Here is a 13166-nt window from a genome sequence, read left to right as displayed (position 1 = left end):
GAGAAAACGATGATTTCGGGCACAGCGCCGCCCCCTGTGAGGCCAAAGGAGCCGTTTTTGACGGCTGGCGGCGACCTGAGCATCCCGTTTGACAGCGACGCCAAGTATCACTGGTGGAAGGGGGGCCAAAGTGTGAAGCAGACACGGGCGGAGGTTTTGGCCAGAATGGAGGCCCAGCGGAGGCAAGCGGCTGCGCCGCCGAGTGTTACGCCGGAATAGGGGGATGCACGACGGTTATACGAAAGTAGGGCAAAAAGTAGGGTGAAACGGAGGAGGCGGTAGTTTCTGCGCGGCTTCTGATGCCAATCAGGCCGGCCAGGAACAGGGGGGGTAAGAGTTGGGTGGAAGTTCGGTGTTTGGCGGTGGACCGAAAGTAGACTGAAAGTGCACCATGGTGCGCGTCGGCCTGGGCTTGAGACTCGCACACACGGCCCAAAGGGCGTGTGTGCGAGTCTCGTAGCGGTGCGATCTGGCATTTGGTCGAGAAAGCAGCTCTGGGCAGAGGACCGGCCCGCAATCGAGCGGGAAGGGCCGTAGCGGCGTTTTTGATGTCGGTTTTGGGCGGGGTGGCTACCAAGGTAGCCGCCGGAATGGTGGCGCGCTATATCGCGTTTTACGCGTTCTCTGGCGAAGACCCCTTGGGCACGTGGAAGCAAGCATTGGGGATGGGTGGGCCGTGTTCGCGAGCGTAAAGAATCCCTGACCGGAGCCAGGGATGTCTGACCTATGCGGCCACCGGCTGGGGCTCGGGCGCGGGGGTGGTCTCGGGCTGGGCAGCGGGGCGGGGCTTGGTGACGCCGGCGATGAAGCGCTCGGCCAGCTTGGTGGCACTCTCCAAACAGCGGCAGGGGTGGGAGCGGACGTCCTTGAAGGTGGTATGTATGCCGTGGCCACTCATCTCAAACGGCTGCCACCACGGGAGACGGGGACGGAACTGAGGAGGACAACCGGCCGCCCGCCACCACTGCACCGGCAAAGTAACGCGCTGGAAATAGACCGCAGCGACCCGACACTGGAACTGCTGCCAACGAACGCCGACCAGGAGATGCCAACGCCTAGCGGCCCTACCGACCTGAAAATGCTCTCTCACACTTTTTTATTGAGAGAGCATTTTCAGGGCGGTAGGGCCGCGGGCAGCACTGGACGCGCAGGAGAACCCACGACACCCGACAGCCCGAAGGAGTCGTAATTCTAACATTGTCTTCTTCCGGAGCGAGTGGCAGGGCGCAATCCAATGGTTGCAGCAGGCGTGCCAGCCCGTGGGTTAAAGGGGGCTGGCGCGACTGCTGCATCGTAAGCGCGCCCGAACGAGCGGTCCTGGGGCGTTGGAACTGCGGAGAGCGTTGGTTTCGCGCCGGGCGTTCAAAGACGCGAAGCGGGAGCGCGTTGGAGGTGGGACGAGCGAAGCACCCGGCGTGACAGGCGTCAGCCTGGCGCACCGGGTGTGGCCGGAGTGTATGAATAAGATCCCGGGCGAAACCTGCAGTTTGAGTGTAAACGCCAAACCCTCAAACCGGACCCACACAGGCTCGTGCTGACCTTATTGGAAAGCCGGCGCGGGGCGTCCAAGCAGCGCTACATCAATGTAGCGGGTTTGAGGTGGAGCAGGCACCGCGAAGCGACTAACGAGGGCATGGTTTCCTTATCGACCGGGGCGATTATAGACCGCTGGCAGGCCGGCGGCTTGGTGGATCGAGAGCCGCGTCTGGCTATAGTCCTCATAAGCGCGTTTCCATATAACGTTTGTTCGATTGCGCCGCAACTCGCCTGGCGGTGACAATCCCACACAACGAAAACAGCCTGCAACGATTTATGAGACAAGCCCTGCACCATGGCCTGATGCTCGCCTTCTGGTTCTGCGCGAGCCTGATTGCGCCGGCGGCCACCAAACCCCATTACTACGGCCACGCCGCCGTGGCGGATGCGCACGGCGTCATCGCGCCTTGGTACCAAGGCTTGAATGGCCAGTGCGATTACCGGGTCCGCATTGCGGCGGAAACCCTTAAACGCTACCCGTGGACGGCCACCAACGCCGCTATGGCCGCCTACCCGGCTTACGTGTTTAGCGGGCAATGGAAGATCGCCACCAATGGCGCCATCACTCCGGTTCAAACCAGCGATTGGGATACAGGAGACATCGGGCAGCGGACCGTGAGCGTCTTGTTCGGCATGACGGACTACTACCGATACACCGGTGATCCCGCCGCGATAGCTCACCTGACGTATATGGCGGAATACCTTTTAACCGGATGCCAGACACCCCCTGACCATCCTTGGCCGTTGTTTCCTATCAGCGTTCCCGTCAGAGGCAAAGTGTACCAAAAATGCAACCCCGAAGGGATCATTCAACTTGATATATGCGCGAATATGGGTCAGGGCTTGTTGCGGGCCTATCAGGTAACCGGAAATCACCGGTGGTTTGCAGCAGCGGCGCACTGGGGGGATTTATTGGCGGAGCGGTGCAATCTTGATCCAGCCGGCGATCCCTGGCCCCGCTACGCCAACCCGGACGCGACCCCCTGGAAAGACAACAAACAAACGGGCGGAGTGGTGCTCATCCTGGGGTTTCTGGATGAACTCGTTCGTCTAGGCTACACAGGAAGCGAGGAGCGGATTCTGAAAGCACGGGATGCTGGGCGTCGGTACTTGAGCGAAAAACTGCTTCCGGCATGGCTCGTGGACGACACGTGGGGTCGTTACTTCTGGGATTGGGCGAATCCCACGCACTGCTGCACTCTTGCCGCGGAGGCACCGGCTTACCTTCTTGAGCATCGGCGGCTGTTTCCAAACTGGCGCGCCGATGCCCGTAACATTCTAACTCTGTTCTACAACCACAGCAGCGCGGCGCCTGAGTCGGGTGGCGATGTTTATAGCGGCGCCTGGGCTTATCCCGAGTCCAGTTCCTGCTGCATGCGCTCGCTTTGGTACGCCCCGCTGCTGGTGGGAAAGACTCTGGGGCAGTATGCGGTGCAGGCCGAGGATCCGTGGGCGCGGGAGATGGCTGTGCGCCAATTCATCCTGCAGACCTACGACGTCCACGAGACCGGCGCCAGTGAGGACAACATTGACGGCGGCGTCGAGGTTAACGGCAGTTGGTTCAACATCGCCCATCCGCTGCCGTTGCGCTGGGTGCAGATGGCCATGGGCTGGCTGCCGGAGGAACTGGGGGCCAGCCGTGAGAACCACATCGTACGTTCCAGCGCGGTGGTGAACTCCGTGCGCTACGGCGACGGCCTCATCGAGTACGCCACCTTCGATGCACCGCCGGAAACCGTGGACGTGCTTCGGCTGTCCTTTACGCCGAAACGAATCACGGCGGACGGACGCGCGCTCCGCCAGCGGCGCGATTTGTCTGATAACGGCTACACGATCAAGAAGCTTCCCAATGGCGATGTCGTCGTGCAAATCCGCCATGACGGCGCGAGGCAACTAAAAGTCACGGGCAACGACCCTCAGCAGGTTCTAGACGATGGCTCATTGAGTTTTGAAGGCGTGTGGATTGTGCAGACGAATGCGGACGCTTGGGGTGGGTCCCTTCGAGTGTCGGAGAGGAAGGACGCCGTCATGACGGCGGATTTCCCGGGAAATCAGGTGCGGCTGATTGGCCAGGCGGGACCCGAGGGCGGCCTGGCGGATGTTTACGTGGACGGAGTGAAGCAGCTTGTTCCGATTGATTTCTGGAATCCATCGGCGCGCAGCCAGCAGGTGCTGTATTACAAAAATGGCCTCGCTGAAGGGAAACACACGCTCAAGGTGGTTGCCCGGGGCGAGAAGAACCCTTACTCACGAGGAGGTCGTGTCTTCGTGGACGCTGTGCAGTTTTCCACGGAAAACGTGGCGAGCAGTTTTCCGACTGGCGCCGGGCCGACCGGCGCCCAACGCATGATCATGGGCTATACTGGGCGACAAGATTACCGCGACAGCCAGGGGCAGTTGTGGCGTCCGGGGACGGAGGTTGTGACGCGGCTCGCCGTGTTGCGGGACACCGTGTCCGACTGCTGGTGGACCAATGCCGTTACCGAACCGATCACCGGCACGCCGGACCCGGAACTGTATCGCTATGGCTACCATGCCCGGGATTTTTGGGTGAATCTGACGGTTGGGCCGAGAGAATACTATGTTCGGCTCAAGTTCGCAGCGACCCGGGGACTGGACACGGGGAAGAACTGTTTCGACATCCACCTCAACGGACGCAAGGTGGTGGAACGACTGGACGTGGCCGCCACTGCCGGAGGGCCAAACAAGGCTGCGGACCTTGTGTTCAACGGTGTCAAGCCGAAGGATGGCATCATCGAGATTCGGTTCACGGGTTTGTTAACCGGCGATGGCGACCAGACGTTGCGAGGCGAAGCCTTTGTGCAAGCCATCGAGATTGGTCCGGGTGCCGGAGGCCACGGGGCAAGGCCGGTCTCCTCCTCCCTGAGTTTCAATCCCGCTCGCAATCTGTTGCTCAACCCGGGATTTGAAGAAACAACCGCGGGCACGGCAGCGGACAAATACGGGAAGTACTCCGGTGAGGAATGGCGAGCCGAACTCAGAAGCTCGGGCAGGTGTTACCTCTGGCAGGAAAGCGCTTTTGCCGGACGACCGAAAGAGGGATTGCCGGAACTCCATGCCGGGAAAGGCGCTCTGCGCACCCACGCCGACAAGGATTGCCACACCCAAGTATATCAGGATGTGGATGTTCAACCTGGCGCCACCTACACTGGCACTGTTTGGGTGAGCGCGGCGGATTTGCAGGGCAAGGGTTTCGGCCGAAGCGCTGGGGATTCAGCCGGGCTGCTGTTACTCGAACTGGACAAGGATCTCAAGCCACTGGGGCCGCCCGCCCGCTCGGAGATCAAAGCAGCCGGACCCTATACGCGCCTGACGCAAACGATAAGGACCGGCCCACACACCGTCAAATTGCGTTTCGTGCTCGAGACGGTTTTGAACTGCTCAGTCTGGGATGGCCATGTTACCTATGATGGTTGTGAATTAAGAATGAATCCAGGTACCCCGTAGGCGGTGGGAGCTGTGGCGGAAGATAAGGAAGATGTTTCCTGGCCGCAGAAGCCTATCCTTTCCACGCGGCCGTATAACGTTTGTTCAGTTGCGATAGGGAGGGCGGGCTTGCATTCTGCCCCGCACAATCAATGACAATTTATTTCGGCATGAATTGCACCGTGATCGGCGGCTGCATGTTGGCAGCATTGGCCGCGAGCGGAAAGGGCGGTGAGGTTCTGCCGTTGCCCTTTGACGAAACGTTCGGGGGCACGGCGCTCGTTTCCCCCTGGCAGGTGGATGCCGCGCCGGGTAACGCAGTCCGAATTGCAGACGGGGCTCTTGAAATCCGAGCACGTGAGAACACATATGCCCATATTCAGCGTCCATTGGGGCAGGATTTCATTCGCGCATCCTGCGAGATTCTTCCGGACCACGGAAACAGTTGGGCCACTGCGCTGACGCTGTATTGGGACGCACTTAACTACACCCAGATCGGGCTGACGCCAAATGGGGGTGGCCAGCAGATCATTGTGATGGACCTGGTTGAGGGCGTCGTTCGGTTCCAGCGCCTCGGCATAGTTGGGTCAGGGAAGTTCATTGGGGTTGCCATCGAGGTAGCAGCCGACGGCTTGCGCTACTATGTCTCGGGGGAGGGAATTCCGGAGCGCCGGGAATTGATTGCGGACCGTCCGGGAAGTTTCATGCGAGCGCCGGCGCTGCTGATTGCCGGCCGCGGACACGCCAACCCGCCCGCGTTTCCGCGGGAGCATTTGGATAATAGTTACACGGACCCGGGGCCGGAGCGTGTGTCACGAATCCGCAACTTGCACGTGACGGCTCTCGACCGCGCGCAGCTCCGCCTCACGGCCGAGGATGCCGCCTTTCGCGATGCTCCCTTGAGAGATGTTCTGGGTGAACAGGAAATGGCCGGGGCGGGCGATCCTTCCTTCGAATCTGTAAGCCGACATTTTCCGGCGATGAAGTGGCCGCGGGAGGTCGTGGGCACGTTGCACGCCTCGTTCAAGATCGGCGTGGACTCAGATGGGTCGCTGGAACTCAAGTCGGACCGGTGGAACACGAAGCAGCCTGTCGGGTTCTTCGAGATTGGACAGCCGCCACAAAGGTTTGGGGCGGGTGACATGTCGAAGGCGAAACGGCTGCACAAAGGCTACTTACCTGTGGTTGTGGTTGGCTGGGCTCACGATGGACTGCAGTGCGAAGAAACGGTGTTTGGCTGTTCAGAGGGAATGAGCTCTGAGTTTCCCGTCTACGCGTGGGCGCGGCTGGAGTTGACGAACACGGCCACGGAAGCTCGCCAGGTGCCGGTGTCGTTCAGGGTGGTTGGTGATCCGGAGCCGGCTGCGGCCACGCGGAATTGGACGGTGGACCTGGCGCCAGGCCAAGCGGGCTCCGTCTTGGTGCGGGTGCCGTTCGACATCTTTAAGCTGGGAATCGAAGAACCTTCGGAAGGTGACTTTCGGACGAAGCTGGATGAGGTCACTGCGTGGTGGGAAGCGTGGATCGGCAAAGGAAGCCGCTTTGAGGTTCCGGAGCAGCGGGTTATGGACGCGTATCGAGCGTGGATAACGTGGGGTTTCCTAAACGTGCCCAAGCGCGGCGACGTCTATCACGTTTGCGACGGCACCGGCTTTTATGACGTGGTTTTTGGGGTGAGCGCGGCGCATTTCTGCCACGTGCTGGATTGCCTGGGCTACACCGAGCAAGCCACCATGTATTACGATTCCCTGCTGACTTTCCAGGAGCCCGACGGCGTGTTCTCCATCAACTCGGGGTTCATTGATAATGGTGCGATGATGTGGTCCATGGCAAGGCACTACCAGATCACCCGTGATGAAGCGTGGCTTAAGCGCATGACGCCCGCTTTGCTCAAGATGTGCAACTGGGCGCTGGAAAAGCGCCGGCGCAGCCTCAAAGACCACGGTTTCCATCCCGGCACCCGTCTGCCCGACCAAGGGCTGGTGCGCTACCGTCCATATTGCGATTACCCGGCGCCCGCCGTCTTCTTGCCAGCGGACGTCTATCACGTCTGGGGCATGAACGAGGTGGCGAAGGCGTTCGAGAGCGCCGGCATGAAGGACGAAGCCGCTCGCTTGAAAAGAGAAGGGGAGGCCTACCTGGCGGACATTGTTGATTCCATGAAGCGCTCGTCGGTTTGGCGCGACGGTATGCGGCTGGTGCCGATGTTTCCCGAAACGCAGGCTCTATTGCGAGAGACCGACTACCTGGCCAAAGGCTATTACGCCCTTTGTGCCCCCTTCATCCTGGAGACCGGCCTGTTTCCTCCGGGCACCTGGCAGCACGAGGCAATCCTAGGTGCAATGGAACGCCGACAAGGGCTGGAACTCGGGCAGGCCCGATTCTACGACTGGATTGATCACGCCTATACCTACGGTTACTGGCAGGACTGTTTGGAGCGGGGGGAAGCAAAACGCGTCGTGCTTGGGCTTTATGGCATGATGGCGTATGGGATGTCGCGCGGCACTTACTCGCCCGTCGAGGTTACGGATCATCGAACCGGCGAAAACCACAAGACACTGCCGCATACCTATTCATGTTCCATGCAACTGCGCTTGCTCCGCAATATGCTGCTGCGTGAGGAGGGTGAAACGCTCGTGCTGGCGGGTGCGCTGCCGCGCCCGTGGCTCGAGCCAGGCAAGACGATCGCGGTCAATGGCGCTCCGACGATCTTCGGCAAAGTGTCATACCGGCTCACCGCGGCGGCGGATGGCAAGAGTGTTGCGGTGCGAATCGTCCCTCCGGACGAAAGGGACTGGTCCGGGCGGATCAGACTGCGGCTGCGGCACCCGCTAGGGTTGCCTGTGAAATCCGTTGAAGGACTGGGCCCCGTCTCTGCGCGGATGAATGTGGAAGAGGTTTCGATTTACCCGGTGAGGAAGCCAGTGGAGTTCCAAGTCCGCTTCTGAGTTGATCAATCGCTGTCGAGGGAGAGGTCGATCTGGCGGATGAAGAGCCATTTGGAATTTGTCTCGCCGGCTTGGGGCCAGATCCACTGCGCATTCGATCCGGCGAAGGCGGCCGGAAAATACTGCCAGGGCTGAGACCCAAATGCGCCGATCGTCTCCAGCAAAGGGGGGCCTCCCTCGTGGTTCCAGCTGTTTGGCGTAGGCTCCTGGTCACAGCGACTCGCTGTCCAGCCGGCGTTTTTGGTTCCATTGTAGCGGCCGTTCACCCCCACCAGACCGATGACTCCAGGGCGAGGCGCCGCGCCCTGCGTCCACACAGCCACGCTGTTCTGTCCGACTTTGCCGAACAGCTCGACGGAAGGAGACTCATGAAAGCCATTACCGTGAAGCACTTCAATTTGATTCAGGTATCCTTTGTAACTTCCGCTGGATGCGAACTGCAGCTCGAGCCGTGGCCCGCGATTTTTCATCGGCGGGGCCGCGGCCTTGCTGCGCGAGGCAAAAGCCCTCGCGGCCAGCGGTTCCATTTCGAACAGCGCCCGCCAGCCGCCAAACGGCCTGGTGGAAGCGGAGACCAGTGAGGCATTGAGCCATTGGCCACCCTGCCCTTGAACAATGACAGGCAATTCTTCCGCTGCACGAGAGGATTGTGCGAATGCCAGTCGCGGAACGGCATCCCGGGCGAGAAATCCTGCCGGTAAAGCTTCGTCGGGCAGCACATAAAGGCGGGAATTGAGGAAGATACGCCCTGCTTCGTTCGTCCATGGGCGGCTGGTCCGAGCTTCAACCAGGTTCCAATGCCTTTTGACCTTGAGTCTCAGACTATGGGCGCCCGCTGCGACCGCCTTTTCGCTCCAAGCAGCCTTGGGCGGATTCTGATCGGGCGCTGCCGGCGCCCGGAACTTGAGCAGGAAGGGGCGGGTCGCTTCTGTGCGAATTCGCCACGTCTCAGCATTCAGCCGCTCAGCGGAAATGCGAATTGTGCCATTCTCATCGCGGAAGGCCGCTTCCGCTTCCGCCAGGCCGGTCATGTAAACGGTGCTGCCTTGTTTGGCAAACGCGTAGCAGGCGAGGTCGGCGAGCAATTGAACACCATGCATGCTGCAGCACCAGTAGGATTCCGAGCCGATGTTGCCCAGGCCGGCGCCCAAATGCGTCCGGCCACCGACCTGCAAAAGACGCAATTGACGGTGGCCGAAGCCGCCGTTGCGGAACTGGGCTGCGAGCAGGTGGTTTTCGAAGGCGTGCTGCGCCGCGTCCAGATATCCCATCTCGCCGGTGGCGCGCCAGAGCAACGCATTCACACGGACCCAATCGGCGACGGAGCAGCCCTCGTCGCGGTCATAGGTCGGGCTGAAAACCTCCTGCAGGCCGCCGATGGGAAGGACGTACTCAGCCTGGATTGTTCGGCAGCCGTCCACGACTTGTGCGATCAAGTCCGGAACCGGCATGAGCCGGTGGAGGTCCAGAATGCCACGATATGCGGTAAGCCGGCCATGGCTGTGATGCTTGGCGAACTCCTTGTCCAGGAGCGACAGTCCGGCAATGTATTGCGCCTCCTGGAGATACTTTTGTTCTCCCGAAACCTCACCCAATGCTACGAGTCCGTCGATCAGCGCCGGGTAACAAGTGGTAAAGCCCGACGCCAGTGCGCCGCCAACGTTCTCGAAGTTCTCCTTTTTACCGAAGTAGCGCCGCCCTTCGATGATGTAGTCCCCGAGCTTCCGGGCCGTTTCGCACAGTTTGGGGTCCGGATTCGGGGACATTCTCCAAACCTGCGCCAGGGCGAGCAGCATCCGGCTGTTGCCCCAGAGGATGGGCATGTCCCGTTCCTGGGTCACAGTCCGGGCGAGGTCTTGTTCCGCGCCAAAGTGACCGTCGGGCTTTTGCAGCCCGGGAATCTCCTTGAGCAGCGCATTTAAAACGGTGTTTGTTTTGTCCAAAGCCAGGGACCCGGCAAACAAAGCTGCCACCATCCGGCCGGAGACATCGCCACTGTATTCGTTGAATCGGCGCGCCTGGAGAAAATGCAGGTCCGACAGCACAAACTCAGCGCTGTCCAACGGCGGCGCGTTGAGCCGTTCACATCCCTCTTGCAACCGTTGGCGCAGTTCTCCCAGGGCCTTCCCGTTTTGCGCGAAATCCATCGGCTGTGCATGCAACTGCGAGCTCAAAAGAAGCACGGAGAATATGGGGGTTGGCGCAACCCGCATCCCATACCGGACGCGTTTGCACGCAGTGGCAGGAACACGAAAGATTAGTGGATTACGCAGCTCTGTTTTGTTGTTCATTGCAGTTCAGTGCCGATCTTCAGGTTCAATCGCGTTCAAACAGGCTTCCCACCTTCGCGGGCGATCCATTGCCGAGTCCATTCCACAGCTTCCAGTCCCAGGTCGCAAATGTTTGTCGCACAGAAAATCATGCCGTCGATTCTGCCGTTTTTAAGCCATTGGAGCCCAAGCTGGCACTGCTTATCCATGAGGCTGAGGGGGATGGGTTTACCGGTGCCGAACCCCCACATGTAACAGCCAAGCCGAATGCGCTTGCCGGGCGCCAACCGTTCGAGCTTGCCCATGTTCTCCTCCAGCGCTTCCAAATCCTCGAATCTCCAGGTCCAGAGGGAAAGGACATCACACATTGCGAGGTGTGCGAGAATGCGCGCCTCGAGTTGGTGAGTGTAAACAACAACTCCGAGATCCAGACGCCGGCCATTCACGTTGTTCAATCGGTTGCGTATATCGCTTAGTTGCTGCAGCGTCAGAGCCGCAACGGGCTCGGGTTGGCTCGGCGGCTGGGCGTTCGGATTGGGTGCCGGAGCCTCTGCGATGCGAAAGAAATCGTCCAGGAACACTCCGGTTATGAACGGCATAGCAGCGGCGAGGCCGAAGACCTTTTCGCGCTCCTGCTCGGTGGTGGCACCCCCTGAACCGGTGATGGACCAATTGACCCGCTTCAAAGACTTGAACGGGATTGCGAACTGATTGTAGGGCGGAGTGGGTCTTCCATTGTAATGCACCAGAACGACGTTGGGCACGCCCATGTAGTGTGCGCCTTCGACCGGCGTGATACGCCCGTTTCGAGGAAGGCCATAGGAATTGTCATAGGCACCGGCTTCATGAGCCCACATCCAGAGCCGGTCCCGGACTGTCTCCCGGGACTGGGAGTCCCGTTCCTGCCTGTAAGAGCGGCGTTGAGGCCGGTTGCTGCAGGAGGAGCCGAGCAGGGTCAGCCCGAGGGCTGTAAGGAAATGGCGACGGGATGGGTTCGTGCGCATGATGCTTGTGGCGCTGGACTATTTTGACTGCAGGCTCTTTGGTTGTTCGGGGCGCGCTTTGCCGGGCTCGAGCATCTTCCAGGTGTTCGAGGGAAAGGCCTGGCTCAAAAGGAGCGGCTGAGGGAGCCAGACCCGGAACAGGTTGCTTTCGCTCCAGGCATTTCCGGCGGAGGCGAAATCGCAGAGGGCGAGGTTCGTGGTGTAATGATCATAAAAATGGAAGGGCCGGACTTCGAAGGCGGCATTAAAGGTCATCCAGACCCAGTCCGGTCTGGTTGTGCGCGGCGTGAGCTCCACCCGTCCAGCAGCGGTTTTCAGCCTAACGGGTGCGTCCAGTGGCGGCACGAGGCGATTATCCAAGGCCAACAGCACGGGCCCTCGCATGATTGCCAGTTGCGGCGCGCCGCTGGGCGCCGGCACCGCCCGGCCGCGCAAGTCCAGCGTGAGGAGCACGTCGTCACCCGGATTCCATTCGCGGCCGAGTTTTGCGTACGTCCCTGGCGCGCAGGACACCGGGGCGTCATTTACACTTAAGGCGGTGTTGGTGCTCCAGGCCGGGATGCGAATGTGCAGGGTGAAGCGTGTCTTGCGGGTGGGCGATACGGTGAATTTCACACGACCTTCGAGGGGGTAATCGGTTTCCTGTCGCAGCGAGACTTTATCACCGCTGCGAAGCACGACGCGGGCTGTACCGGGAGCGAAAAGGTTCACCACCGGGCCCTCTTTGGAGGCCATCACCGCCCATTGGGGAGCGGTCAGAAGCCCTCGCGGGCCGCTCATGACGCAGCAGCTAAGCTCGACGTCCTGCTGCTGGACGTGGCTGGGGACGCGCTCGCCGGCGAGTGGCTGATGGTAAGTGAACCACTCGCCACTCGGGGTCATCGCCCCGAGCATGGCGTTGTAGAGAGAGACCTCCAGCTCGTCGGCCCAGACCGGCTCACCCGTCAGACGCAACAACTGAGTACACAGTTTCATCCATGTGACGGTGGCGCAGGTTTCCTGAGGCTGCTCAAGGAGTTCGGTTTGGGTGCGTGCACCATCGCAGAACAGTTCCTGGTTGGAGACAGAGCCATCGATCATTCTCTCGTGGTCGCGAACGCTATGCGCGAATCGCACCGCCGCTTGCAAGTAACGCTTGTTGCCGGTGGCGCGGTAGAGTTCGCAGATGCCTTCGAAGCACGACATAATCGCATAGGCGTGGTTGTGGAGCGGTGGTTTTCCTGCCAGCGCATCGTCCACCAGCCGCAATCCTGTTGGCGAGAGCTTGGAGGGCCCTTCCCATTCCTTGAGAATGGATTCGGCGAAAGCAAGGTACCGGGTATCACCCGTGCGCTGATACAGCAACGCCACGGGCTCGAGAATCGAGCAGTTCGCTGTGCCCTTTAGATTGGGATGACCGGTGTCCACCAGTTTGAGATGCCTTCTGTTTAGATCCGCCATCAGGTTATCGAGATTTCGGCGGGCGGCTTCGAGGAACACTTTGTCATCGGTGAGGTCATAAGTGGCCAAGAGGCCGAGGAGAACATACTTGCGGCACCAGATGTCCCAAGCTTCCAAGCGGTGCTCTGGATTGTGAGGCCCCAAGTAGCCATCGGGGGCCTGGCCGTCCATCACTTGAGTTGCGGCTTCCGTGATGCGCGTCAGCCGTTCCGGGGAGGGTTGCCAGTTGTAAGCCAATGCCGCAGCGGTCAGCCATTTGCCCCAGTACTCTCCGCGCCAATTCCCCCATCCCCCGCTGTCCTTATGGTCGCGCAACTGGGCCACGAGTTTACGCGTGTCCAGGTCCCCGATGCGGTGTTGGTGGCAGAGGTCGAGCTTTGTGCCGAGCCAGCCACCGATCTCAACGGAGCCTGGCGTGACGGTGGAAAAAACATTCGAGGCCTGATTCGCAGACGAAATCGCGGCGGCCGAACAGGACAGTGCGAAGAGGCACAGCCAAAAGGCGGATTTCATACGCACAG

At 60.4% G+C, this 13166-nt stretch carries 6 protein-coding genes; 2 read left to right on the top strand and 4 right to left on the bottom strand.

Annotated features, from left to right (window positions below):
• Nucleotides 1-724: 724 nt before the first annotated feature.
• On the bottom strand, nucleotides 725-1090 hold the full coding sequence (locus P5205_18680; GenBank protein HSA12388.1) for a hypothetical protein: 366 nt from the start codon (nucleotides 1088-1090) through the stop codon (nucleotides 725-727).
• Between the two features lie 722 nt (nucleotides 1091-1812).
• On the opposite strand from P5205_18680, the gene P5205_18675 reads away from it, so the two are divergent.
• Nucleotides 1813-5004: a malectin domain-containing carbohydrate-binding protein gene (locus tag P5205_18675; protein ID HSA12387.1), complete on the top strand. Its 3192-nt coding sequence runs from the start codon at nucleotides 1813-1815 to the stop codon at nucleotides 5002-5004.
• A 131-nt stretch (nucleotides 5005-5135) separates the two neighbouring features.
• Nucleotides 5136-7931 carry a hypothetical protein gene (locus P5205_18670; protein ID HSA12386.1) on the top strand — a complete coding sequence of 932 codons (2796 nt, stop codon included), beginning with the start codon at nucleotides 5136-5138 and terminating at the stop codon, nucleotides 7929-7931.
• A gap of 5 nt (nucleotides 7932-7936) precedes the next feature.
• On the opposite strand, the gene P5205_18665 is transcribed toward P5205_18670, so the two are convergent.
• The 3 genes from P5205_18665 to P5205_18655 form a co-directional block, all read right to left on the bottom strand.
• Entirely contained in the window at nucleotides 7937-10105 is a 2169-nt protein-coding gene (locus P5205_18665) for a glycoside hydrolase family 127 protein (GenBank protein HSA12385.1), read from the bottom strand.
• A gap of 152 nt (nucleotides 10106-10257) precedes the next feature.
• Nucleotides 10258-11205 (bottom strand): hypothetical protein, encoded by a 948-nt coding sequence (locus tag P5205_18660; GenBank protein ID HSA12384.1) that lies wholly within the window; start codon nucleotides 11203-11205, stop codon nucleotides 10258-10260.
• Nucleotides 11206-11223: 18 nt separating this feature from the next.
• Entirely contained in the window at nucleotides 11224-13158 is a 1935-nt protein-coding gene (locus tag P5205_18655) for a glycoside hydrolase family 127 protein (protein ID HSA12383.1), read from the bottom strand.
• Nucleotides 13159-13166: the final 8 nt, after the last annotated feature.

It is taken from the genome of Candidatus Paceibacterota bacterium (assembly GCA_035452965.1).
In the GTDB taxonomy this organism is placed as follows: Bacteria; Verrucomicrobiota; Verrucomicrobiia; order Limisphaerales; family UBA8199; genus UBA8199.
This window is presented reverse-complemented; position numbering and strand designations above follow the sequence as displayed.

Bases quoted from the DNA above. Each gene is read 5' to 3' on its own strand.
- P5205_18670 (HSA12386.1), top strand. From the start codon at position 5,136: ATGACAATTTATTTCGGCATGAATTGCACCGTGATCGGCGGCTGCATG.
- P5205_18655 (HSA12383.1), bottom strand. From the start codon at position 13,158: ATGAAATCCGCCTTTTGGCTGTGCCTCTTCGCACTGTCCTGTTCGGCC.
- P5205_18675 (HSA12387.1), top strand. From the start codon at position 1,813: ATGAGACAAGCCCTGCACCATGGCCTGATGCTCGCCTTCTGGTTCTGC.
- P5205_18660 (HSA12384.1), bottom strand. From the start codon at position 11,205: ATGCGCACGAACCCATCCCGTCGCCATTTCCTTACAGCCCTCGGGCTG.